Origin of the sequence: Kurthia gibsonii, from assembly GCF_006539985.1 — a bacterium.
GTDB classification, from domain to species: Bacteria; Bacillota; Bacilli; order Bacillales_A; family Planococcaceae; genus Kurthia; species Kurthia gibsonii.
Genome location: NZ_BJOB01000031.1, coordinates 1 through 23,969 on the forward strand (window position 1 = coordinate 1; position 23,969 = coordinate 23,969).

The window sequence follows — 23,969 nt, forward strand, 5'->3', positions numbered from 1 at the left end:
CAATTAAAAAAGATGTTAAATGGTCAGATGATCAACCATTTACAATTGATGATGTTATCTACCCTTACTATATCATCGGTGATAAAGACTACACAGGTGTACGTTACGATACAGACTTCCAAAACATCGTAGGTGCAAAAGAATACCATGACGGTAAAGCCAAAGATATCTCAGGTATTAAAAAGATTGATGATTACACAGCTGAAATCTCATTCAAAAAGATCTCACCAGCAATCTACTCTGGCGGTGACGGTTTATGGGGTTACGCAGCTCCAAAACATCAGTTAGAAAAAGTCGCTGTAAAAGATTTACAAAAATCGGATGCAGTGCGTAAAAACCCTGTAACATTAGGCGCATTCGTTATTAACAAAATTGTTAAAGGTGAATCAGTAGAATTAGTAGCGAACAAAAACTACTATAAAGGTCAACCGAAATTAGACAAAGTAGTCATCGAAGTTGTTCCTTCAGCTTCAATGGCAGCAGCATTAAAAGCAGGTAAGTACGATGTTTCAGTACCAAACTACCCAGCAAATGATTACGCTTCAATCAAAGACTTCAAAAACATTGAAATCTTAGGTCGTCCAGAATTAGCTTACTCTTACTTAGGGTTCAAACTAGGTAAATGGGATTCTAAAAAATCAGAAGTTGTAGTAGATGAAAATGCAAAAATGAACGATAAACAATTACGTCAAGCAATTGCTTACGCAATGAATATCGAAGAAGTAGCAGATGTATATTATAATGGTTTACGTACACGTGCTAACTCATTAATTCCACCAGTATTCTCGTCATTCTATGATGATTCATTAAAAGGCTACAAATACGACAAGAAAAAGGCTGAAGAATTATTAGATGCAGCAGGTTATAAAGATACAAACAACGACGGTTACCGTGAAGATAAAGACGGTAAACCACTTACAATTAAGTTAGCAGGTATGGCTGGATCAGATAAAGATGATAAAATTGTACAATTCTACATCCAAAACTGGAAAGATGTTGGTCTAAAAGTAGAATTATCAACAGGTCGTCTAATTGAGTTCAACTCATTCTATGAAAAAGTAAAAGCAGACGATAAAGATATCGATATGTTTATGGCAGCATGGGGTACAGGTACAAACCCATCACCAATCGGTCTTTACTCAAAAGCAGCTCAGTTCAACTATAGCCGTTATACTTCACCCGAACTTGAAAAATTATTATTAGACATCGATTCACCAGAAGCTTTAGATCCAAAATACCGTGCAGAAGCATTCAGTAAGTGGCAAGAATTCATGTCAGATAACGCAGCAACAGTTCCAATGTACTTCCGTACGGAAATCATTCCTGTGAACAAACGCGTTAAAAACTGGACAATTGATTACTTAGCAAAAGATGGTATCGAAAAAGTAGAATTAACTGCTGACGAACCAGTAAAAGGCGAATAATCAATCGAGCATAAGAAAAGGAGGAATTCCATTATGGGGGAATTCCTCCTTTTTGTTGTGTTGATTAAATGAGACGTTTTTTAGAAGCGATTCGAGAAGCTTTCGTCGTGTTCGCAAAGTGCCATTTCGTCACTTCATAAAGTGCGTCCTCACCTTGCGTCAATAAAATTTGCGCAGCAACTTCATCGACCTTTGCACTAGCTCCTTTTGGTAAAGTCACACCGACTTCTTTTGATAGACGGTCCATCTCACGTAAAAAAGCATAGCGTGCAATAATCGAAGCGGCAGCTACAGAGAGATGAAGCTGTTCAGCCTTCGTAGCAAATAACACATTTTCGCGTACGATTTCTTTTTCATTTTTCAAATGATTATAATACGTATTACGCTCAGTAAATTGGTCAATTAAGATGGCTTCAGGTTTTTCAGGTGCAATTTTAGCTAAGACTTTTTTGAGTGCCTGATTGTGAAGAACGGCTTTAATTTTCCCTTGTGACCAGCCCTTCGCTTGCACTTCATTATACTTTTTGTTGTGTAAGATGAGTAGTGAGTGCGTAAGTGTCTTAATCAAATCAGGTGCAATCTTTCGCATGAAGTCATCTGTTAGCATTTTTGAATCTTTCACGCCAAGTTCTTTTACCAGTTTAATTTGATGTGCTGGAACATAGACCGCTGCAACTGTAATCGGGCCAAAGTAATCACCCGTACCTGTTTCATCTGAACCGATGACAGACTTTGATGCAAAATCTTCAGGCAACGTATCGCCCTTCGATGACGTCATATTCTTTGATGGATTTGGTGTACCGAACTGTTGCGCTTCCTCTGCCGCACGTCCACCTTGGAACATAACTTTTCCAGAGCGATAAGACGTGATCGAGACTCCATTTGCTTTTGCTGCAAATATAACCCCAGGTGCATTACGCTCGACTTTATAGGGTGCGTAATGTGCGTGAACTTTCTGTTGTGCTTCTTTCGTTAGTTGAATGACAATATTAGACATATTTTTAACACCTTTCGTTGTATCATTATTCACAGAATGAATGATTTCATGGTATGATGAGAATGAGATTTTTAAGGGAGGGATACTGTTGGGAGATTGTCCGAAAAATCGCATTGCCATTGAAATATATGGTCAAACATACAATATGGTTGGACCAGAGTCAACTGCTCATATGCGTGCTGTCGCTGCCACAGTAGATGAGCGTATGCGAGAGATCAAACTTGCAAACCCTGTGCTTAGCAGTACCCAACTTGCTGTACTTACTGCTGCCAACGCAGTAAATGATTTAATGAAGCTGCAACAAAAATATGAAGCCTTAGAGGCGGAACTGAATAAACAAAAGGATGAAGTGAATGATTGACCTACTTATCATTATATTATTTATAGCAGCACTTGTATCCGGCTATAAAAAAGGGTTCATCACGCAGTTGCTGAACTTGGTCGGTCTACTAGTTGCGCTAATCGTTGCTTATATTTATTATAAGCCTTTTGCGGAGAAAATCGTACTGTGGGTTCCATATCCAGCAGTTACGGAAAATACGGCACTGAAGTTTGCCAATGACGCACTTGATTTGAATTTAACATTCTATCAATTGCTAGCATTTGCTATTATTTTCTTTGTTATTAAAATTGTATTAAGCATTTTATTCTCAATTTTTGATTTCTTAAAAGATATACCAGTACTCGGTGTATTCAATCGCTTCCTCGGTTCATTACTTGGTTTTGTACAGTGCTATATTATGTTATTCATCATTTTATATGTGTTAGCATTACTACCAATTGATTCGATTCAAAAATATGTAGAAAGCTCAATTTTAACGAAAGTCATATTGGAATTTACACCGATTTTATCATCGCTGTTCCAAAAGATGTGGTTCGTGTATTTACAGTAATTACATACCACCAACTTAATCAAAGAGAGCTGCTCCGTTTTTCGTGAGTAGCTCTTTTTTTCAGAAGGAGTTTGAAGAACATGAATAAAAAAGAAGTCATCAAAGTACTAGAAAAGATTGCTACTTATTTAGAGTTACAAGGCGCAAATGCCTTTCGAATTTCTGCCTACCGCAAAGCAGGTGCAGCGCTTGAAAACGATCCGCGTAGTATGGAAGAAATAGATGACGTAACAGCTTTAAAAGGAATTGGTAAAGGGACAGCTTCTGTTATTACGGAATTGCTTGAAACTGGCGAGTCATCTGAGTTAAAGCAATTACAACAAGAAGTACCTGTAGGACTACCACCTTTATTAAAAATCCCAGGACTCGGCGGTAAGAAAATTGCAAAATTATACGCTGAACTCGGCATTGATTCAGCTGAATCGTTAAAAACAGCTTGTGAAGAAGGTCGTGTACAGCAACTCGCTGGTTTTGCTAAAAAGACCGAAGAAAAAATTCTTGCTGAACTTGAAAAGTTGGGCAAGCGTTCAGAAAGTCATCCACTTTGGCAGTTAGAAACGATTGTGCCGAAGTTAGATGCGATTCTTACTTCAATTGAAGAAATCAATACGTTCTCAGTAGCAGGTAGTTATCGACGAATCAAAGAATCGAGTAAAGATGTTGATTATATGATTGCGACAAATAAACCGACTGCTGTAAAAGAAGCTATTTTAGCGCAAGTAGAAGCAGCAGAAGTAATTGCAGCTGGCGATACCAAAATATCTGTTGTTTTAACAGGTGAAGATGCACCGAATGTCGATTTTCGCATTGTAGAACCTGAACAGTATGCAACAGCACTTCACCACTTTACAGGTTCTAAAGATCATAATGTGCGCATGCGCCAAATCGCAAAAGAACGCGGTGAAAAAATTAGTGAATATGGTGTGGAATTAGCAGATGGTACGATGCAAACTTTCCAAACAGAAGCGGAATTTTTTGCACACTTTGATTTACCTTTCATTCCACCGACTTTACGTGAAGGAAAACGTGAGTTTGAAAGCTATACGGATATACCAAAGCTTGTTACAATAGAAGATGTTCGCGCAGATTTGCATATGCATACGACATGGTCAGACGGTGCGCATACAGTCGAAGAAATGGGAAGAGCTTTAATCGAGAAGGGCTATACGCATGGTGTGATTACCGATCACTCTCAATATTTAAAAGTAGCGAATGGTTTAACGCCGGAACGACTGCTACAACAACAAGAAGAAATCTTCGCTTTTAATAAACAAGTAGAAGGCTTCCACTTATTACGCGGTACAGAGATGGATATTTTACCAGATGGCACACTTGATTTTTCAGATGATGTACTGGCGAATTTAGATTTTGTTATTGCGTCGATTCATTCAAGTTTTAGTCAGCCACAAGAGCAAATTATGGAACGACTGCATACGGCGATGAAAAATCCACACGTTGACATGATTGCCCATCCAACAGGACGTGTTATTCATCAGCGTGACGGATATAATCCAGATATGGAGCAATTGATTACATGGGCAAAAGAATATGGTAAGATTTTAGAGCTAAATGCCAATCCATATCGACTTGATTTATGTATCGAACATTTAGAAATGGCTGCAAAAGCAGGTGTGAAGGTTGCGATTAATACAGATGCACATGCCGTTGAACAGTTACGTTATATGGAGATTGGTACAAAATATGCGCAAAAAGCATGGCTTCATAAAGATTTAATTGTGAATACATGGTCATTTGAGCGCTTTATGGAGTTTTTAACGAATAAATGAGGAGGTGTTTTGAATGATTGCAGAACGCGCATTGAAAACACTAGAATATGAAAAAATTATTGAACAGGTTGCTAATTACTGTACGAATTCAATTGGTAAATCAACGATTGAACAATTAAAACCAGAAACAACTTTAGAAGAAGTAAATCGTTTATTAGATGAAATGGACGAGGGACTTGCCATTTTACGTCTTCGCTCGAATGTACCACTTGGTGGCATTTTTGATATTCGTCCAAGCGCGAGACGTGCACAAATTGGCGGTGTACTCAGCCCATCAGAATTAATGGAGATTTCGTCTACCATTCGTGCGAGCCGTATTTTTAGAGAATTTATCGAAGAAATAATGATAGATGAAGACTTAGAGATTCCTTATTTTGAAGAGAAAAAGGAACAGCTTCCGATTTTAACAGGACTACAACATGAGATTAATAGCTGTATTGATGATAATGCTCATGTAACAGATTCAGCGAGTTCAACACTTCGTACAATTCGTCAGCAATTACGTATGCAAGAAGGACGTGTACGTGAACGTTTAGCGAGTTTAACGCGTGGCACGAATGCTGCAAAAATGTTATCAGATTCGATTATTACGATTCGTAATGACCGCTTTGTAATTCCTGTAAAAGCAGAATATCGTAGCCACTATGGTGGTGTCGTGCATGATCAATCTTCATCTGGTCAAACACTTTACATTGAACCTGATTCAGTCGTGCAAGCGAATAACGAAATTCATAGTTTAAAAGTGAAAGAAAAAGCAGAAATCGACCGTATTTTAGGTGTACTATCAGGCATGGTACAAGAAGTGGCACATGAATTATTCGTCATGGTACAAGTACTAGGTCAGATCGATGTCATTTTAGCGAAAGCAAAATATGGACAGGCGAATAAATGTTCAAAACCAACAATGAATGCAGAAGGTTATATTAAATTAACTGCAGCAAGACACCCGTTACTTGACCGCGATATTGCAGTTGCCAATAATATTGAATTTGGTCGCGAATTTACAGCGATTGTGATTACAGGGCCGAATACTGGTGGTAAGACAGTTACATTAAAAACAGTCGGTCTATGTACATTGATGGCGCAATCAGGTATTCCAGTACCTGCATTAGATGGTTCAGAATTAGCCGTATTTGATCAATTATTTGCAGACATTGGTGACGAGCAGTCAATCGAACAAAGTTTATCGACATTCTCAAGTCATATGGTAAACATCGTAGATATTCTACAAAAGTTTGATGAGAATTCACTTGTCTTATTTGATGAATTAGGTGCAGGAACAGATCCACAAGAAGGTGCTGCACTAGCCATTTCAATTTTAGATGAAGTACATGGACGTGGTGCGCGTGTTATGGCAACAACACACTATCCGGAATTAAAAGCTTATGGATTTAATCGTCCGGCTGTCGTTAATGCAAGTGTTGAGTTTGATGTCGAAACATTAAGTCCAACATATCGCTTATTAATCGGTGTACCTGGACGTTCAAATGCCTTTGAAATTTCAAAACGACTAGGTCTACCTGAACACATCATCGAAACATCACGTTCTTACATAGGAACGGAGACACATGAAGTTGAATCGATGATTGCTTCATTAGAAGAATCTCGTTTGAAATCTGAAAAAGATGCAGAAGAAAGTGCACGACTATTAGAGGAAGCACGTATTCTACAAGCAGACTTAGATGCACGCTTAAAAGAATATGATGAGTTAAAAGAACAATTAGAAGCAAAAGCAAAAGAAAAAGCGAAGAAAATTGTAGAAGAAGCAAAACGTGAAGCAGAGTCTGTAATTGATGAGCTACACAAAATGCAGATGAATGCGCATAAAGTTGTCAAAGAACATGAAATCATTGAAGCGCGTAAACGTTTAGAAGATGCTGCACCAGCAGAAAATAAAGTGTTGAAAAAACAACGTCAAATTCAAGAACGTGCACAGCAACTGCAAAAAGGTGATGAAGTCAAAGTAACAACCTATGGTCAAAAAGGTGTATTAATTGAAAAAGCATCGGATCATGAATGGGTTGTACAAATGGGTATATTAAAAATGAAGCTAGATGAAGCCGATTTAGAATATATCAAACCTGAAAAAGTAAAAGAGTCTGTCAACGTGACGAATGTACGTGGACGTGACGCTGTGAAATTAGAGCTTGATTTACGCGGTGAACGTTACGAAGATGCGCTATATCTTACAGAAAAATATATTGATGATGCTTTGTTATCGAACTATCATCGCGTATCCATCATTCATGGTAAAGGAACCGGAGCATTACGAAAAGGCGTACAAGATTTATTAAAACGTCATCCACGTGTAAAATCGTATCATTTTGGTGAAGCGAGCGAGGGTGGGTTCGGTGTTACAATCGCCGAATTAAAATAGAGAGAAGAACGGAGGTTTTCGTTCATGGATGCATTTTGGCAACATCCTGCTGTTATTATGACAGGATATTATAGTGTGGTCGTCCTTTGTTTAATTGTGTCAATGGCTATTTTCGAAGCTGTTACACGCTATAAAAATTGGCAAGAGATTAAAAATGGGAATATGGCTGTTGCTTTTGCAACAGGAGGTAAAATCTTAGGAATTTGCAATATTTTCCGCTACTCGATTGAGAAGAATAATTCACTCCCAGAAATGCTTGGATGGGGACTATTCGGTTTTATTCTCTTAATTATTGCTTATTTATTATATGAGTTTTTAACACCTTCTTTTAAAATTGATAAAGAGATTGCAAAAGACAATCGTTCAGTTGGCTTTATTTCCTTTGCCATCTCCATCGGCTTATCTTTTGTCATCGGTGCGAGTATTTCTTAATGAAAGCCAGTGTGATGTAAAAATCACGCTGGTTTTTTATTTTTTCATAAATAACATAGCGTATTCGAGTGTAAAAAGAACATGAAAGACAATTATTTATAATGAAATAGAATTTTTCTGAACATTTTCTATGAATAGTCATTCATTTGTGTTAAAGTGTTGGTATATAGGAAGATGTGAAAACTTTGTATGTTTTGTTTCGTTTTTGTTGGAAAAATGCATTTTTTTCTTATTCATCATTTGAAAGCGTTCACAAACTTCTATATAATAAGAAGTAATATTTAACAAATTTTATAAGGAGTGGATTGAAATGACTGAGAAGGTTTGGTTGAAGCATTATCCAAATTACATTCGTGCAAATTTGGATTATGAAGAAATTCCGTTACAACAGTTTTTAACAAATGCCGCAAGGAACACCCCTGAAAAAATTGCTATTCACTTTATGGGAAAAGACATTAAGTACAAAGAGTTACATGAATCTGCACTAAAGTTTGCCCAATACTTACAACAATTAGGTATTGAAAAAGGAGACCGAATCGCGCTTATGCTCCCGAATACACCCCAAACGGTCATCTCTTATTACGGCGCACTTTATGCCGGTGCAACAGTTGTCATGACGAATCCGTTATACACAGAGCGAGAAATTGAGTATCAGCTAAAAGATTCAGGTGCAAAAGTAATTGTTAGCTTAGATATTTTATATCCACGTATTATGAAAGTATTTAAAAATACGGCACTTGAAAATGTCATTATTACAAGTATTAAAGATTACTTACCATTCCCTAAAAATTTGTTATATCCGTACGTGCAGAAAAAAGAACAAGGTGTGCAAGTCCACGTTGCCCATAGTGGAGTTAGCCATCAGTTTATGGAGATTTTAAAAACGTCACAAGCGATTGAACCAACGATTGATTTTAATTTTGAAGAAGATATAGCATTGCTTCAGTACACAGGCGGTACGACAGGTTTTCCAAAAGGAGTTATGCTGACACATAAAAATCTCATTGCGAATACACGAATGTGTGCCGAATGGTTAACAGAACCGAATGCCCAAAGTGAACCTCCTGTTATTTTAGGAATTTTGCCAATTTTCCATGTATATGGTATGACAACCGTTCTACTGTATACAGTCATGCAAGGTGGCAAGATGGTGCTATTACCGAAGTTTAATGCAGAGATGATTTTAAAGACGATTCAAAAGCAGCGTCCGACATTATTCCCAGGCGCACCAACAATTTATATTGGCTTAATTAATCATCCGCAAATCAAAAAATATGATCTTTCGTCTATTAAAGCATGTATTAGTGGTTCGGCTCCGCTACCAGCAGAAGTACAAGAACAGTTTGAAGAATTGACAGGTGGTAAATTAGTCGAAGGTTATGGTTTAACAGAATCATCACCTGTTACACATGCTAATCTCTTATTCGAGAACATTCGTCAGAAAAATTCAATCGGTATTCCATGGCCAGATACAGATGCCATGATTGTTGATGGGTCAATCGAACGTCCAAGAGCGAACGGCGAAATCGGTGAACTCGTTGTAAAAGGTCCACAAGTTATGAAAGGATATTGGAATCGTCCAGAAGAAAATGCGATGACATTAGAAGATGGGTGGCTAAAAACAGGCGATCTTGGTTATATGGATGATGACGGTTTCTTCTATGTAGTAGACCGTAAAAAAGATGTGATTATTGCAGGTGGTTATAATATTTATCCGCGTGAAGTCGAGGAAGTATTGTATGAACATCCAGATGTAGTAGAATGTGTAGCAGCCGGCGTTCCAGATCCATATCGAGGCGAGACGGTTAAAGCATATATCGTATTGCGTGAAGGTGCGACAACAACAGAAGCAGATTTGAATAAATTCTGCCGTGAGAACTTAGCTGCTTATAAAGTGCCGCGCATTTACGAATTTAGAGCAGAGCTACCAAAAACAGCAGTTGGTAAAATTTTACGTCGCGCTTTAATTGATGAAGAAAAAGAAAAACAGCAACAACCACGACAAGAACAGGCATAATGACAGAGAATGCTTGACATTATTTTCAATGAATAATATCATAACACTATGAATGAATAACCATTCATTATTGTTTGGAAAAGTGGTGTGATTTGTATGAAAAGAGAAAAACCGAAGTATAAGCAAATTATTGATGCCGCAGTTATTGTAATTGCAGATAATGGCTATCATCAAGCGCAAGTATCTAAAATTGCAAAACAAGCTGGTGTAGCAGATGGCACAATCTATTTATACTTTAAAAACAAAGAAGATATTTTAATCTCGGTGTTCCGAGAAAAGATGGCTGTATTTATTGAAAGCTTGCAAGAAGTTAATCAAGAAAATACGACAGCGGCTGAAAAGCTCGAATTTATGATTACGAACCATTTCCGCGTGTTGTCGAATGATAAATATTTAGCGCGTGTCACACAATTGGAATTACGACAATCGAATCGTGATATTCGCCTAAAAATCAACGCCGTATTAAAAGAATATCTTGAACAACTGGATACCATTTTAGAAGAAGGGGTAAAAGCTGGCGAGTTTGATGCCAATATGGATCTTCGCTTAGCACGACAATTGATTTTTGGAACAGTTGATGAAGTGACGACATCATGGGTCATGAAAGATCACAAATTTGACTTAACTGCACAAGCACCGAAAGTATATCAATTGTTATTAAATGGTATTAAAGGTTAAAATGAATATAGGTAAGTTTTTCCACTTACCTATATTTCTATAACAACATATACGAAAAGGGGTAAGAACATGGAATTTCTAAAGCTAAACAATGAAGACGGTGTCGCAATCGTTACAATCGTAAGACCACCAGCAAATGCAATGAGTCAACAACTTGTAAAAGAGATTGCAGAAGCACTTGATCAAATTGAGAAAGACCATTCAACGAGAGTTGTTGTAATCCATGGCGAGGGAAGATTCTTCTCAGCCGGCGCAGATATTAAGGAATTTCTATCCGTTCCAAATATCACAGCACATGTTTCTGAAGCACAATCTATTTTTGAACGTCTTGAAACGTTCGAAAAACCTGTCATCGCTTCGATTCATGGCGCAGCTTTAGGAGGCGGTTTAGAATTGGCGATGAGCTGTCATCTTCGCTATGTTTCTAAAACGGCAAAGCTTGGATTACCTGAGCTCTCATTGGGACTAATTCCTGGCTTCGGAGGAACACAGCGACTTCCGCGGTATGTTGGCTCAGCGAAAGCTGCTGAAATGATGTTTACAAGTGATCCAATCTTAGGAGAGGAAGCTGTAAACTGGGGCTTAGCCAATGCGGCATTTGAAGAAGAGGAACTGTTGGGTAAAACACTCGACATTGCGAAAAAGATCGCACTAAAAAGTCCAATCTCTTTGAAAGCTACAATAGATATGCTGAACTTCTCAAAAACAGATCGTTTTTACACTGGAATTGATGAAGAAGCACAAGCATTTGGTCGCGTATTTGCAACAGAGGATGCGAAAGAAGGAATCACAGCCTTTGTTGAGAAACGTCAAGCAGTATTTAAAGGAAAATAATACTATTTAGGAGGTTTACATTATGAACATCTATGTATTAGTGAAAAGAACTTTTGATACCGAGGAAAAAATCGTCATCTCAGGTGGCGCAATTCAAGAAGACGGCGCAGAATTCATCATCAACCCGTATGATGAGTATGCGATTGAAGAAGCGATTAAAGTGCGCGATAGCGAAGGTGGAACAGTAACAGTTATTACAGTTGGTAATGACGAATCTGAAAAACAACTTCGTACAGCATTAGCGATGGGTGCAGACCAAGCAGTACTCATCAACGCAGAAGATGCAGAAGACTTAGATCAATTCTCTGTCGCAACAATCCTAGCAGCTCACTTAAAAGAGCAAGATGTTGATTTAATCTTTGCAGGAAATGTTGCAATTGACGGTGGCTCAGGTCAAATCGGACCACGTCTAGCAGAATTATTAGATATTAACTATGTAACAACAATTACAGGTTTTGAATTAAATGGACGTGACGTGAAAATTGTGCGTGACGTAGAAGGTGACTCAGAAGAGATTACAACATCTCTACCACTTCTTGTAACAGCACAACAAGGACTAAACGAACCACGCTACCCTTCATTACCAGGTATTATGAAGGCGAAAAAGAAACCTTTAGAAGAATTAGAATTAGATGATTTAGATTTAGATGAAGACGATGTAGAACCAAAAATCAAAACTGTAGAGGTATTCTTAGCACCAGAAAAACAAGCTGGTCGAGTTCTCGAAGGTGAGATTCGTGACCAAGCGAGAGAATTAATTTCGTTATTACGTTCAGAAGCAAAAGTCATTTAACAAACGATGAAAAATTGATTGGAGGAAGAACATATGTCTAAAAAAGTAGTTGTATTAGCAGAAGCACGTGAAGGCGCATTACGTAATGTTTCATTTGAAGCAATTAGCGCAGCAAAGAAAATTTCAGATGGTGGCGAAGTAGTTGCGGCACTATTCGGTCAAGATGTTTCAGGATTAGCCAATTCATTATTCGAGTACGGCGCAGATCGCGTTGTTTTAGTGGAACATCCACACTTGAATTTCTATACAGCAGATGGTTACAGTCAGGCACTACTCGCAGTTGTAGAGCAAGAAAAGCCAGAAGCAATTGTGTTAGGTCATACAGCGCTTGGTAAAGACTTATCTCCAAAAGTAGCAAGTCGTTTACAAACAGGCTTGATTTCGGATGTAACGTCAATTGAAGGAGAAGGCGACGATGCCAAGTTCATTCGTCCAATCTACTCGGGTAAAGCTTTTGAAAAAGTGGAAGCAGCAAGTGAGCCATTATTCGTAACGGTTCGTCCAAATAACATTGAACCACTTGAAGTAGAAGCAGGTAAAACAGGTACGGTAGATACACTATCAGTAGATATTACAAATTTACGTACAGTTGTTGAAAACGTAATTCGCAAAGCAACAGATGGTGTAGACTTATCAGAAGCAAAAGTCATCGTATCAGGTGGTCGCGGTGTGAAGAGCGAAGAAGGTTTTGCTCCTTTAAAAGAGTTAGCGAACTTACTTGGCGGTGCAGTTGGTGCATCACGTGGTGCATGTGACGCAGAATATTGCGATTACTCATTACAAATCGGTCAAACAGGTAAAGTTGTAACACCTGACTTATATATCGCAGTTGGTATTTCAGGTGCCATTCAACATTTAGCAGGTATGTCGAATTCGAAAATTATCGTAGCGATTAATAAAGATCCAGAAGCGAATATTTTCAAAGTAGCAGACTACGGTATTGTTGGTGACTTATTTGAAGTGATGCCGCTATTAATTGAAGAAGTAAAAGCATTAAAAGCGAGCGTATAATGAAAAGAACTGTTCCTTTGAATTTCAGAGGAACAGTTTTCTTTTGTCAAAAGTGAAGCAGAAAGATTGGCAAGTTAACTCTTTTTTTAATATAATAAAATAAAATCATGGATTTGAAATATAAAATACAAGATTTTTGTATGAAAATGAAGTAAGAGACGATTATGTAGGCATATTTATACGAATTCAAGTCGTTCCATGCTATAATTCAAACATATCGTTTATATAAGAGGAGGAAATAAATTATGGCAATTGTATATTCAACAGACGAATCATTCCAACAAGACGTAGCAGAAGGTGTAGTACTAGTAGACTTTTGGGCTACTTGGTGCGGACCTTGTAAAATGATTGCACCAGTTCTTGAAGAACTAGATGCAGACTTAGATGGTAAAGCGACAATCGTAAAAGTGGACGTAGACCAAAACCAAGAGACAGCTGCTCAATTCGGCATCATGTCAATTCCAACACTACTTGTTTTCAAAGATGGTAAACCAGTAGATAAAACAGTTGGCTTCCACCCGAAAGAAGCTTTAGCAGATTTACTAGCTAAACACATGTAATCGTGAATTAAACTTGAATAGAGGCTGTCCTGCATAACAGGTACAGTCTCTTTTTTTGAAGGTGATGAAATGAACGAAATCAAACAAAAATTAGCTGTTCTTCCTGACCAACCAGGTTGTTATTTAATGAAGGATCGTCAAGGAACAGTCATCTATGTCGGTAAAGCGAAAGTACTGAAAAATCGTGTGCGCTCTTACTTTACAGGCTCGCATAATGAGAAAACAGCACGCCTTGTTTCAGAGATTGTCGATTTTGACTATATTGTAACATCTTCTGATTTAGAGGCTTTTTTACTTGAACTAAACTTAATTAAATTACATGATCCAAAATACAATATCATGTTAAAAGATGACAAAACATATCCTTATTTGAAAATAACAAATGAACCGCATCCACGTTTGTTAATGGTGCGAAAAGTTAAGAAAGATCGTGCAAAATATTTTGGCCCCTACCCGAACGCTTATGCAGCAGCAGAAACGAAAAAGTTATTAGACCGTATCTATCCACTGCGAAAATGTGATGTCATGCCTAATCGTGTCTGTCTATATTATCATATGGGACAATGTTTAGCCCCTTGTGTAAAAGATGTACCAAAAGGTGCGTATAAAGAGATGATTCAAGAGATTACAGACTTTTTAAATGGCGGACATGAGCATGTAAAGACGGAACTAGAGGAAAAGATGTATAAAGCATCTGAAGCACTCGATTTTGAACGAGCAAAAGAGTTGCGCGATCAAATTGCGAATATCGATCAAATTATGGCGAAACAAAAAATTACGAAGACGACGGACTTTACGAATCGTGATATTTTTGGTTTTGCAGTGGATAAAGGATGGATGTGTGTTCAAGTATTCTTTATTCGTCAAGGGAAGTTGATTGAGCGCGATGTATCATTATTCCCTTCATATGGTGAACCACTAGATGAATTTACAACTTTTATTGCGCGTTTTTATGAAGAAGCGAACCATTTAAAACCGTCTGAAATTATCATACCAAAAGAAGTGGACGCAGAGATGTTGCAACAGGTTTTAGACATTAAAGTACATGCGCCACATCGCGGCTATAAAAAAGAAATGCTCGATTTAGCAACACAAAATGCGCATGTGAAAATTGATGAGAAATTTAATATGCTACAGCGCCAAGAAGAGCGAACAATTGGTGCGTGTGAAGAGCTAGGTGATGCGATGAATATTCAAACACCACTTCGCATTGAAGCATTTGATAACTCACATATTTTTGGGTCGGATACGGTATCTGCGATGGTTGTATTTGAAGATGGTCGCCCGCGTAAAAAAGACTATCGTAAATTTAAAATTCAAACAGCTTCTGCGCATGATGATTACGGTGCGATGCGTGAAGTATTAAGAAGACGTTATCAACGTGTTGTAAAAGAAGGACTACCACTTCCAGATCTACTTGTAACAGATGGTGGGAAAGGGCAGATGGAAGTCGCGCGTGAAGTACTTGAAGATGAACTAGGTCTTGATATTCCGATTGCAGGTCTTGCAAAAGATGATAAGCATAAGACAGCCCAGTTACTTTATGGTAATCCGCCACAGATTATTCCACTGAAAAGAACGAGTGAAGGGTTCTATTTGCTGCAACGTATTCAAGATGAAGTGCATCGATTTGCGATTAATTTTCACCGTCAATTACGTGAGAAGAATGCACTCACTTCGCAACTGGATGACATTCCAGGTGTTGGACCAAAGCGGAAACAACAAATGTTAAAATACTTTGGTTCGATGAAAAAAATTAAAGAGGCAACAGAAGAAGAATTAATTGCTGCTGGATTACCGAAAAATCTGGCTAGTGCCGTAATTGCGCATTTTCTGAAAAAATAATTGTCTTTTGTCAAATATTGTGATAAAGTAACGTTAATTAAAAATCACTGAAAAAGTGATGATAGAGGAGCAGGTGTCAAGAGTAGCCTTTTTGAGAGTGTAGTAACTCAGTGAAAAAAGGTGAAAGGGGAAACTGCCGAAGTGATGAAGGAACTACGACTTCATTGCTGGTTCTGTATTGAATAAATGCAGAATTGTCAGAGTGTACACTCTGGAGGGCTATCTCACATGAATGTTCATTTTTGAATAGACATGCATAAGCAGCCCAACATTTCGATGTTTGGCTGCTTTTTTTATTGAGAGAACCCACATTACAATATGTAGGGGGAGAACGTATGGGAACTTATGTTATGAAATTTGGTGGCACATCGGTGGCAACACCGGAACGTATTCAAAATGTAGCGAAAAGAGTTTTACAAGAAGTGGAAGTGAGGAATAAAGTGGTTGTTGTCGTTTCAGCAATGGGAAAAACGACAGATCATTTAGTCGAGATGGCGAATCATGTATCGACACATCCATCAAAACGTGAGATGGATGTACTACTATCTACAGGTGAACAAGTTACAACAGCTTTACTGACGATGGCGCTTCACCAATTCGATGTACCTGCGCAGTCTTTTACAGGGTGGCAGGCAGGTATGATGACCGATGATGTTGCGAGTAATGCACGCATTGAACAGATTGATTGTGAGAAAATCACGACCTGTTTAAATGAAGGGAAAGTAGCCGTTGTAGCAGGTTTTCAAGGGATTGATCATGAAGGTAATATTACGACACTTGGTCGAGGTGGCTCAGATACAACAGCTGTCGCGATTGCAGCTGCCATTCAAGCAGAACGCTGTGATATTTATACCGATGTTGATGGGGTTTATACAAGTGATCCACGCTTCGTACCAACTGCACGTAAATTAACAGAATTAAGTTATGATGAAATGCTCGAATTAGCACATCTAGGAGCAGGTGTTTTACATCCACGCTCTGTTGAATTAGCGAAAAATTATCAAATACCCATGTCTGTTCGTTCAAGTTATGAACAATTAGAAGGAACCGTTTTAAAGGAGGAAGTTCAAATGGAAAAAGATTTAGTTGTACGAGGAGTAGCATTCGAAGGAGAAATCGTTCGCCTTACCGTTTATTTTAGCGAAGCATATATGGGATCATTAGCAAATATCTTCACAACATTAGCGAAGCACCATATCAATGTGGACATCATTGTACAATCCATCATTCCAAACGCATCACCAACGGTATCATTTTCAGTGAAAAAAGAACAATTAGAAGAAACATTAAATGTGTTAAAAGAATATAAAAATACATTAGGTTATGACTATATTGACCATGAATTAGAACTTGCGAAAGTGTCCATTGTCGGTTCAGGTATGGCATCCAATCCAGGTGTTGCAGCGACGATGTTCGATTGCTTATTTAGATTAGGCATTCCAGTGAAAATGGTCAGCACATCTGAAATTAAAGTATCTGTCGTTGTACCACAAGAAGAGATGTTTAAAGCGGCGAATGCCTTACATGAACAGTTTGAATTATCAAAAGTAGCAGTAGGAATGCAAAATTAAATAAATAAAACAAAAAGTCCCTTGCGAAGCGAAGGGACTTTTTGTATGTACGCATTATTTGACTTCTTCTTGATGAATTGGGTCTTTTAAATCCCATTTTACTTGGAATGTCACACGACCTTTTTTTACATCTACTTCTTCATAACATTCTGTTAAGAAGCCATTATGTTTTTGAATTTGTTCAGCGATGAAACCCGATTCAATTCGGAAGCAGCGCTGATCGAATTTTAAAATATCTGCATCGCCTGTTAAGACGTAGATTGCTTCCGACTTACCTAATTTCGTTTGCTCGAGAACACCCCATGACGCCTCAGCGAAAAAGGCAGGTAATTCCTCAATTTCAAGTAGTGGGAACTTACGTGCAATTTCTTTACCGCACCAGTAGAGGATATCCGCCTCATTTTTACCAACAATTGTTGAAAGAATATGGTCGCGAATAATTTCGTAACCAAAAGCTGTAATATTTTTCATTTCCATCGTAGACATGTGTAAATCCTTCTTTCATATTTTTTGTCGAATTTTTGTCCTTTTTAGAGAAAAACGCTTTCAAATAGCGAAAAATAGACTTTAATACTATTTTTTTGGAGTAATTGATACTGCTGAAAAACGTTGGTAACCTTGACGTTCATTGGGAGTGGGAGTACAATGAACTTGTCATAATATTGTACCATGATAAAGTAAACAGTCAAAGAATGTCAGACAAATTAGTCGTGAAGTTTTTGACTCGGATTTACTTTAAGTATTAAGGGGGGTAACAGTCTTGTTGAAAGATCGAGAGTTTTACTGGCGTCGTCTACATTCTCTACTAGGTCTAATTCCTGTAGGTCTGTTCGTGACGGTCCACTTGTTAATCAACTATTCAGCTACAAACGGTGAAGCAGCATTCAACAAAGCTTCAGCTACAATGGAAAGTCTTCCATTCTTACCAATCGTTGAGTGGGTAGTAATCTATATCCCATTAATGTTCCATGCATTCTATGGTGTATACATTGCGTTCACTGCGAAACCAAACTTGAACCGTTTCGGAACAACTCGTAACTGGTTCTTCGTGTTACAACGTGTAACAGGTATTTTCCTTGTGATTTTCATCGCTTGGCACATCTTCCAAACACGTTTACAAAAAACAATCAATGGTGCCGAAATTGATTACAACTTAATGGCTGACGTTGTATCAAATCCAGGAATGCTTATTTTCTACATTGTTGGTATCATTGCAGCTACGTTCCATTTATCAAACGGTATTTGGTCATTCTTAGTAAGCTGGGGACTTATTCAATCTCCAAAATCACAAAAAGTTACAACTTACATTACAATGATTTTCTTTGTACTGTTATCAGTAGTTGGCGTAATGGCGATTTTAGCTTTCGCGTAATTAACTCTTATAACGAAAGCATGAAAGCGCTTGACTACTAATTGAACGAGGAGTGAGAGGAAAAATGGCGAAAAGTAAATTAATAGTAGTTGGTGGAGGTCTAGCAGGTTTAATGGCCTCTATGAAAGCTGCTGAGCTAGGCACTGAAGTTGAGTTATTCTCATTAGTTCCAGTTAAACGCTCACACTCTGTATGTGCGCAAGGTGGAATTAATGGCGCTGTAAACACGAAAGGTGAAGGGGATTCTCCATGGATTCACTTTGACGATACTGTTTACGGTGGAGACTTCTTAGCAAACCAACCACCAGTAAAGGCAATGTGTGATGCTGCACCTGGTATCATCCATCTATTTGACCGTATGGGTGTTATGTTCAACCGTACACCAGAAGGTCTTCTTGATTTCCGTCGTTTCGGTGGTACACTACATCACCGTACTGCATTCGCAGGCGCGACTACAGGTCAACAACTTCTTTACGCACTAGATGAACAAGTTCGTAAATGGGAAGTTGAAGGTCTAGTTAAGAAATACGAAGGCTGGGAATTCCTAGGTCTAGTATTAGATGAGAATGGCGTATGTAAAGGTATTACAGCACAAGATTTAACTACACATGAAATCAGAGCATTCCGTTCTGATGCTGTAATCATGGCTACAGGTGGCCCTGGTATTATCTTTGGTAAATCAACAAACTCAATGATCAACACAGGTTCTGCTGCATCGATTGTTTATCAACAAGGCGCTAAATATGCAAACGGTGAATTTATCCAAATCCACCCAACTGCAATCCCTGGCGATGATAAACTACGTTTAATGTCAGAATCAGCACGTGGTGAAGGTGGCCGTATTTGGACATACAAAGACGGTAAACCTTGGTACTTCCTAGAAGAAAAATATCCAGCGTACGGTAACTTAGTTCCTCGTGACGTTGCAACTCGTGAAATCTTCGACGTATGTATCAACCAAAAACTTGGTGTCAACGGTGAAAACGTTGTATACCTAGATTTATCTCACAAAGATCCACACGAGTTAGATATTAAACTTGGTGGTATCATCGAGATCTATCAAAAATTCGTTGGTGACGATCCACATAAAGTACCAATGAAAATCTTCCCAGCTGTTCACTATTCAATGGGCGGTCTATGGGTAGACTACGATCAACAAACAACAATTCCTGGATGTTTCGCTGCTGGTGAGTGTGATTACTCTCAACACGGTGGTAACCGTCTAGGTGCAAACTCTTTACTTTCTGCAATCTACGGTGGTTCAGTAGCAGGTCCAAAAGCAACTGAATATATTAAGAGCCTAGATAAGCACGTTGAAGATCTTCCAGAAGAGCTTTACGCTGCAGCAGTAAAAGAACAAGAAGAGAAATGGGAAGAAATTCTAAACCTTAACGGTACAGAAAATGCTTACCTATTACACAAAGAACTTGGTGAATTAATGACTGAAAACGTAACAGTTGTACGTCATAACGACCGTTTAGAAAAAACATTAGTGAAGTTAGAGGAGTTACAACAACGTTGGAACAACATTAACATCAATGATACAAACAAATGGTCTAACCAAGGTGCTCAATTCACTCGCCAATTGAAAAACATGCTTGCTCTTGCGCGTGTTATGGCTAAAGGAGCATTATTACGTGATGAGTCTCGTGGTGCACACTACAAACCAGACTTCCCAGAACGTGACGATGAAAACTTCTTAAAAACAACAATTGCGCAGTTCACACCTTCATTCGATCCAATCATCACTTATGAAGAAGTAGATTGTTCAATGATTAAACCACGTAAACGTGACTATACTGGAGGTGCTCACTAATCATGGCAGAACAAAAAATGTTAGATGTTGAAGTACAACGTCAAGACAGCGCTGATTCTCAACCATATTGGGAGAAATTCAAAGTACCATACCGTCCAAATATGAACGTAATTTCGGTATTAATGGCGATTCGTGAAAACCCTGTAACTGCTGATGGTAAGAAAACAACACCAGTAACATGGGACATGAACTGTCTAGAAGAAGTATGTGGCGCTTGCTCAATGGTAATCAATGGTCGTCCACGTCAATCTTGTTCAGCACTTGTTGACAAGTTACCACAACCATTAAAATTACAACCAATGAGCACATTCCCTGTAATTCGTGACTTACAAATCGACCGTTCTCGTATGTTCGACTCACTTAAAAAAGTAAAAGCATGGATTCCAATCGATGGTTCTTACGATTTAGGTGAAGGTCCACGTATGCCAGAGCGTAAACGTGAGTGGGCTTACGAACTTTCAAAATGTATGACTTGTGGTGTTTGCTTAGAGTCTTGCCCTAACGTAAACTCTCACTCTTCATTCATGGGACCAGCTCCATTATCTCAAGTACGTCTATTCAACGCACATCCAACAGGTGCAATGAATAAAGACGAACGTTTAAATGCAATCATGGGAGACGGCGGTTTAGCTAACTGCGGTAACTCTCAAAACTGTGTAGTAGCTTGTCCAAAAGGTATTCCTTTGACAACTTCTATCGCTTCACTTAACCGTTCAGCAACAGTTCAAATGTTCAGAAACTTCTTCGGTTCTGACCATATGGTTGACTAATTTAATACGTAAATTTACGTTATAATTCGAAGCAGGAATCGCCTATAAGCGGTTCCTGCTTTTTGATTGTTTCGTCAGACGAAAGGTTATTCTTTTTCAAAGAACTTGAAATTTGTTACAATATGAATAACTATTCAGTTTGGAGGGATGAAAGATGAAAGAGAGTTATATTCAAGATTTTGAAGCATGGCAAAAAGAGTTTACATTTTCAATTGATATTGAGGTGCGCTTTTCAGAAACCGATTTATTTGGACATTTGAATAATACGGTTCCATTCGTCTATTTTGAGCAGGCGCGTATTGCTTTAATGAAAGAATATGAATTAGTAGAAGCCAATCTTTCACCTGATTCACCAATTGTTCCTGTTGTAGCTGATTTACAATGTGATTTTTTAAAGCAAATTTTCTTTGGAGAGACCATTCAAATGTTTGCAAAATTTGCAAAAGTGGGTAGTTCATCAGTAGATGTTCATTATATGGGCGTTGTGAATGGTGAAGTGCGTCTAACAGGGCGTGGTACACTCGTTCAAATGAATGCACATACTGGAAGGGCAGAGAAGTGGTCCATGCCACAAATCCAACGAATTCATTAAGTTTTTTAAGAATTTATACGACATGGCTTGCCAATTTTCAGAAATACATTCACAATATAATTAATGATCATTCGTATATGGAAATACTATGTACGAAATAGGAGTGAACTAAATGGCTGAAGAAGGTTTCGATGTAAATGTACAAAATATCTGTATACTAGAAAAAGACTTAAGACACATTGCAGCGATTATTAAACAAAAGGGACGTGAAATTTTAACGAATTACACGATTACCCCACCACAATTCATCGCTTTACAATGGCTTGATGAATTAGGTGATATGACGATTGGAGATTTATCAAATCGTATGTATTTAGCTTTTAGTACAACGACAGATTTAATCGATCGTATGGAGAAGAATGAACTTGTACAACGAGTTCGTGACACAGCAGATCGACGTGTCGTGCGCATTCATCTTTTACCAGAAGGCGAAAAGATTATTCGAGAAGTAATTGAAAAAAGACAATTATATTTAGTTGATATTGTAAGTGATTTTGAAAATGAAGAAATCCAACAGTTATCGGAACTATTACAAAAATTATACGTTCGTATGAATGAAGATTAACAATAAAAGATTAGAGGCGGTTAGTGTGAATGCTCCCATCGGTGTGATTGACTCGGGTGTAGGTGGATTAACCGTTGCAAAAGAAATGCTTCGCTATCTACCAAATGAGACGATTTATTATATTGGCGATACAGCCAGATGTCCATATGGACCACGAACGGCAAAACAAGTAGTGGAGTTTACAACACAGATGGCACAGAAGTTAAAAGAGATGGGAATCAAGATGCTAGTTATTGCTTGTAATACAGCAACAGCAGTAGCGCTTGAACCACTTCAAAAAACCTGTGACTTCCCTGTGATTGGCGTAATTAATGCAGGTGCTATGGCTGCAATGAAAGAAACAAAAACCCACCAAATTGCGGTCATCGCAACAGTTGGGACAGTAAAGAGTGGCGCGTATGAGGAAGCGATTAGTTCGCTTTATTCTAAAAGCCAAATCTATTCGCTTGCATGTCCACCCCTTGTACCTATGGTTGAAAGTGGTCAATATGAAGGACCTTTTGCAGAAAAGCTTGTAGAAGAAGTGCTATCTCCATTGAAAACAATCTCTTATGATACGATGATTTTAGGCTGTACGCATTATCCAATTATTCAACATCTTATTGAGAAAGTAGTAGGAGAAGATATACATGTTGTGTCATCCGCCAAAGAGACGGCGCTCCATGCAAAAGATTTACTTGCATATTACAATCTAGAAAACAAATCGACACACCATGCGAAGCATCGTTTTTTTGCAACAGGATCTGTACCGATGTTTCAACAGATTGTAGATGACTGGCTACAGCTTCCTGAGCTGCAAGCAGAGAAAATTGAATTATAATTGCATACATATATGCAAAATAAAAATATGCTGGGACATAAGTACAAAAAACATATCCCACATGAGCATAAGAAAAACTGGAATCGTGCTGTGGCGCGGTTCCAGTTTTTCGTTGCGAATGCTAAAAAAGGGAAGTGACAGGTTTTGTTCCAGCATGTTTTTTCGTGTCTATGCACCGTTTATGCTAAAATAGACATACATTGTACGGGAGGTAAGGAAGAATGAAAAAAGTAGTAATTGCCACAAAGAATAAAGGGAAAGCAAAAGATTTTGAAGTAATCTTTGGACCGCTTGGTTATGAAGTCGTAACGATGTTTGACGTAGCGCCAGATATGGAAATAGAAGAAACAGGAACAACATTTGAAGAGAATGCCATTTTAAAGGCAGAAACACTCTCTAAAGCGTTGAATCTTCTTGTGATAGCAGATGATAGCGGACTAATGATTGACGCGTTAAACGGCGAGCCAGGCGTGTATTCAGCACGTTATGCAGGCGACCATGACGATGACGCAAATATCGAGAAAGTATTAAAGAATTTACAAGGTGTACCGGAAGCAGAACGCACAGCACGCTTTGGTTGCTGTCTAGCCATCACAGGCCCAGATTATCCAACACAAACAGTATTCGGCACATGTGAAGGCATTATTTTAGAAGAACGTCGCGGCGACAATGGCTTCGGTTATGATCCAATTTTCTACGTACCTGAAAAAGGACTGACAATGGCGCAAATGTCACCAGCTGAAAAAGGCGCAATTTCACATCGCGGTAATGCACTCAAGCTATTACAAGAAAAAATCAATCTCTAATTCGATAAG

Annotated in this window: 23 protein-coding genes and 1 riboswitch; of the genes, 21 read left to right on the forward strand and 2 right to left on the reverse strand. The window is 38.3% G+C overall.

All coding sequences use genetic code 11. The annotated features are described in order from the left end of the window. A partial coding sequence (locus tag KGI01_RS09725) for an oligopeptide ABC transporter substrate-binding protein (protein WP_141274523.1) occupies nt 1-1,424 on the forward strand: 1,424 nt, incomplete at its 5' end. A gap of 64 nt (nt 1,425-1,488) precedes the next feature. Here KGI01_RS09725 and rnhC read toward each other — a convergent pair. Next, the gene (rnhC, locus tag KGI01_RS09730; RefSeq protein ID WP_141274524.1) at nt 1,489-2,421 is read right to left on the reverse strand and encodes a ribonuclease HIII; all 933 of its coding nucleotides are present in this window, start codon (nt 2,419-2,421) and stop codon (nt 1,489-1,491) included. Nucleotides 2,422-2,509: 88 nt separating this feature from the next. Between rnhC and zapA the strand changes: the two genes are divergently transcribed. From zapA to KGI01_RS09795, 13 genes are all read left to right on the forward strand, one after another. Further along, nucleotides 2,510-2,782 carry a cell division protein ZapA gene (gene zapA, locus KGI01_RS09735; RefSeq protein WP_068452044.1) on the forward strand — a complete coding sequence of 91 codons (273 nt, stop codon included), beginning with the start codon at nt 2,510-2,512 and terminating at the stop codon, nt 2,780-2,782. After that, nucleotides 2,775-3,314 carry a CvpA family protein gene (locus KGI01_RS09740; protein WP_141274525.1) on the forward strand — a complete coding sequence of 180 codons (540 nt, stop codon included), beginning with the start codon at nt 2,775-2,777 and terminating at the stop codon, nt 3,312-3,314. The genes zapA and KGI01_RS09740 overlap by 8 nt, the downstream gene beginning before the upstream one ends. An 80-nt stretch (nt 3,315-3,394) precedes the next feature. Further along, nucleotides 3,395-5,101 (forward strand): DNA polymerase/3'-5' exonuclease PolX, encoded by a 1,707-nt coding sequence (gene polX / locus KGI01_RS09745; protein ID WP_141274526.1) that lies wholly within the window; start codon nt 3,395-3,397, stop codon nt 5,099-5,101. Nucleotides 5,102-5,114: 13 nt separating this feature from the next. Next, nucleotides 5,115-7,478, forward strand: a complete 2,364-nt coding sequence (locus tag KGI01_RS09750) for an endonuclease MutS2 (protein ID WP_141274527.1) — start codon at nt 5,115-5,117, stop codon at nt 7,476-7,478. A gap of 24 nt (nt 7,479-7,502) precedes the next feature. Further along, nucleotides 7,503-7,910, forward strand: coding sequence for a DUF350 domain-containing protein (locus tag KGI01_RS09755; protein WP_141274528.1), 408 nt, complete (start codon nt 7,503-7,505; stop codon nt 7,908-7,910). Nucleotides 7,911-8,220: 310 nt separating this feature from the next. Next, on the forward strand, nt 8,221-9,927 hold the full coding sequence (locus tag KGI01_RS09760) for a long-chain-fatty-acid--CoA ligase (RefSeq protein WP_141274529.1): 1,707 nt from the start codon (nt 8,221-8,223) through the stop codon (nt 9,925-9,927). Nucleotides 9,928-10,023: 96 nt separating this feature from the next. Next, nucleotides 10,024-10,605, forward strand: coding sequence for a fatty acid metabolism transcriptional regulator FadR (locus KGI01_RS09765; RefSeq protein WP_068452060.1), 582 nt, complete (start codon nt 10,024-10,026; stop codon nt 10,603-10,605). A 69-nt stretch (nt 10,606-10,674) separates the two neighbouring features. After that, a complete protein-coding gene (locus tag KGI01_RS09770; RefSeq protein WP_087680380.1) occupies nt 10,675-11,439 on the forward strand; it encodes an enoyl-CoA hydratase in 765 nt (254 codons plus the stop codon). Nucleotides 11,440-11,461: 22 nt separating this feature from the next. Continuing rightward, a complete protein-coding gene (locus tag KGI01_RS09775) occupies nt 11,462-12,232 on the forward strand; it encodes an electron transfer flavoprotein subunit beta/FixA family protein (protein WP_141274530.1) in 771 nt (256 codons plus the stop codon). Nucleotides 12,233-12,265: 33 nt separating this feature from the next. Then, nucleotides 12,266-13,243, forward strand: a complete 978-nt coding sequence (locus KGI01_RS09780; protein ID WP_141274531.1) for an electron transfer flavoprotein subunit alpha/FixB family protein — start codon at nt 12,266-12,268, stop codon at nt 13,241-13,243. A gap of 245 nt (nt 13,244-13,488) precedes the next feature. Beyond that, a complete protein-coding gene (gene trxA, locus KGI01_RS09785) occupies nt 13,489-13,803 on the forward strand; it encodes a thioredoxin (protein WP_068452072.1) in 315 nt (104 codons plus the stop codon). A gap of 69 nt (nt 13,804-13,872) precedes the next feature. Continuing rightward, complete coding sequence (gene uvrC, locus KGI01_RS09790) at nt 13,873-15,648, forward strand: excinuclease ABC subunit UvrC (protein ID WP_141274532.1); 1,776 nt, start codon at nt 13,873-13,875, stop codon at nt 15,646-15,648. 54 nt (nt 15,649-15,702) lie between these two features. Then, nucleotides 15,703-15,878, forward strand: a riboswitch (Lysine riboswitch). A 105-nt stretch (nt 15,879-15,983) separates the two neighbouring features. Continuing rightward, complete coding sequence (locus tag KGI01_RS09795) at nt 15,984-17,219, forward strand: aspartate kinase (protein WP_141274533.1); 1,236 nt, start codon at nt 15,984-15,986, stop codon at nt 17,217-17,219. Nucleotides 17,220-17,273: 54 nt separating this feature from the next. Here KGI01_RS09795 and KGI01_RS09800 read toward each other — a convergent pair whose 3' ends face one another. Beyond that, a complete protein-coding gene (locus KGI01_RS09800; protein ID WP_141274534.1) occupies nt 17,274-17,705 on the reverse strand; it encodes a YslB family protein in 432 nt (143 codons plus the stop codon). A gap of 274 nt (nt 17,706-17,979) precedes the next feature. Here KGI01_RS09800 and KGI01_RS09805 point away from each other — a divergent pair, with 274 nt between their 5' ends. The 7 genes from KGI01_RS09805 to KGI01_RS09835 all read left to right on the forward strand — a co-directional run bounded on the left by KGI01_RS09805 (nt 17,980) and on the right by KGI01_RS09835 (nt 23,960). Beyond that, on the forward strand, nt 17,980-18,591 hold the full coding sequence (locus KGI01_RS09805; RefSeq protein WP_141274535.1) for a succinate dehydrogenase cytochrome b558 subunit: 612 nt from the start codon (nt 17,980-17,982) through the stop codon (nt 18,589-18,591). Nucleotides 18,592-18,655: 64 nt separating this feature from the next. Continuing rightward, on the forward strand, nt 18,656-20,407 hold the full coding sequence (gene sdhA / locus KGI01_RS09810; protein ID WP_068452089.1) for a succinate dehydrogenase flavoprotein subunit: 1,752 nt from the start codon (nt 18,656-18,658) through the stop codon (nt 20,405-20,407). A gap of 2 nt (nt 20,408-20,409) precedes the next feature. Continuing rightward, the gene (sdhB, locus tag KGI01_RS09815; protein WP_141274536.1) at nt 20,410-21,177 is read left to right on the forward strand and encodes a succinate dehydrogenase iron-sulfur subunit; all 768 of its coding nucleotides are present in this window, start codon (nt 20,410-20,412) and stop codon (nt 21,175-21,177) included. 154 nt (nt 21,178-21,331) lie between these two features. Continuing rightward, nucleotides 21,332-21,769 carry an acyl-CoA thioesterase gene (locus tag KGI01_RS09820; protein ID WP_141274537.1) on the forward strand — a complete coding sequence of 146 codons (438 nt, stop codon included), beginning with the start codon at nt 21,332-21,334 and terminating at the stop codon, nt 21,767-21,769. Nucleotides 21,770-21,881: 112 nt separating this feature from the next. Then, nucleotides 21,882-22,334, forward strand: coding sequence for a MarR family winged helix-turn-helix transcriptional regulator (locus KGI01_RS09825; RefSeq protein ID WP_141274538.1), 453 nt, complete (start codon nt 21,882-21,884; stop codon nt 22,332-22,334). A gap of 25 nt (nt 22,335-22,359) precedes the next feature. Beyond that, on the forward strand, nt 22,360-23,154 hold the full coding sequence (gene racE, locus KGI01_RS09830; RefSeq protein WP_141274539.1) for a glutamate racemase: 795 nt from the start codon (nt 22,360-22,362) through the stop codon (nt 23,152-23,154). Nucleotides 23,155-23,375: 221 nt separating this feature from the next. Beyond that, nucleotides 23,376-23,960: an XTP/dITP diphosphatase gene (locus KGI01_RS09835; protein WP_141274540.1), complete on the forward strand. Its 585-nt coding sequence runs from the start codon at nt 23,376-23,378 to the stop codon at nt 23,958-23,960. The last annotated feature ends 9 nt before the right edge of the window (nt 23,961-23,969 follow it).

Excerpts from the sequence above, each read along its gene's own strand:
- rnhC (WP_141274524.1), bottom strand. The coding sequence starts at position 2,421 with ATGTCTAATATTGTCATTCAACTAACGAAAGAAGCACAACAGAAAGTT.
- KGI01_RS09755 (WP_141274528.1), top strand. The coding sequence starts at position 7,503 with ATGGATGCATTTTGGCAACATCCTGCTGTTATTATGACAGGATATTAT.
- KGI01_RS09775 (WP_141274530.1), top strand. The coding sequence starts at position 11,462 with ATGAACATCTATGTATTAGTGAAAAGAACTTTTGATACCGAGGAAAAA.
- trxA (WP_068452072.1), top strand. The coding sequence starts at position 13,489 with ATGGCAATTGTATATTCAACAGACGAATCATTCCAACAAGACGTAGCA.
- sdhA (WP_068452089.1), top strand. The coding sequence starts at position 18,656 with ATGGCGAAAAGTAAATTAATAGTAGTTGGTGGAGGTCTAGCAGGTTTA.
- sdhB (WP_141274536.1), top strand. The coding sequence starts at position 20,410 with ATGGCAGAACAAAAAATGTTAGATGTTGAAGTACAACGTCAAGACAGC.
- KGI01_RS09825 (WP_141274538.1), top strand. The coding sequence starts at position 21,882 with ATGGCTGAAGAAGGTTTCGATGTAAATGTACAAAATATCTGTATACTA.
- KGI01_RS09795 (WP_141274533.1), top strand. The coding sequence starts at position 15,984 with ATGGGAACTTATGTTATGAAATTTGGTGGCACATCGGTGGCAACACCG.
- KGI01_RS09760 (WP_141274529.1), top strand. The coding sequence starts at position 8,221 with ATGACTGAGAAGGTTTGGTTGAAGCATTATCCAAATTACATTCGTGCA.
- KGI01_RS09835 (WP_141274540.1), top strand. The coding sequence starts at position 23,376 with ATGAAAAAAGTAGTAATTGCCACAAAGAATAAAGGGAAAGCAAAAGAT.
- KGI01_RS09800 (WP_141274534.1), bottom strand. The coding sequence starts at position 17,705 with ATGTCTACGATGGAAATGAAAAATATTACAGCTTTTGGTTACGAAATT.
- polX (WP_141274526.1), top strand. The coding sequence starts at position 3,395 with ATGAATAAAAAAGAAGTCATCAAAGTACTAGAAAAGATTGCTACTTAT.
- KGI01_RS09780 (WP_141274531.1), top strand. The coding sequence starts at position 12,266 with ATGTCTAAAAAAGTAGTTGTATTAGCAGAAGCACGTGAAGGCGCATTA.
- KGI01_RS09765 (WP_068452060.1), top strand. The coding sequence starts at position 10,024 with ATGAAAAGAGAAAAACCGAAGTATAAGCAAATTATTGATGCCGCAGTT.
- KGI01_RS09750 (WP_141274527.1), top strand. The coding sequence starts at position 5,115 with ATGATTGCAGAACGCGCATTGAAAACACTAGAATATGAAAAAATTATT.
- KGI01_RS09770 (WP_087680380.1), top strand. The coding sequence starts at position 10,675 with ATGGAATTTCTAAAGCTAAACAATGAAGACGGTGTCGCAATCGTTACA.
- KGI01_RS09740 (WP_141274525.1), top strand. The coding sequence starts at position 2,775 with ATGATTGACCTACTTATCATTATATTATTTATAGCAGCACTTGTATCC.
- uvrC (WP_141274532.1), top strand. The coding sequence starts at position 13,873 with ATGAACGAAATCAAACAAAAATTAGCTGTTCTTCCTGACCAACCAGGT.
- KGI01_RS09820 (WP_141274537.1), top strand. The coding sequence starts at position 21,332 with ATGAAAGAGAGTTATATTCAAGATTTTGAAGCATGGCAAAAAGAGTTT.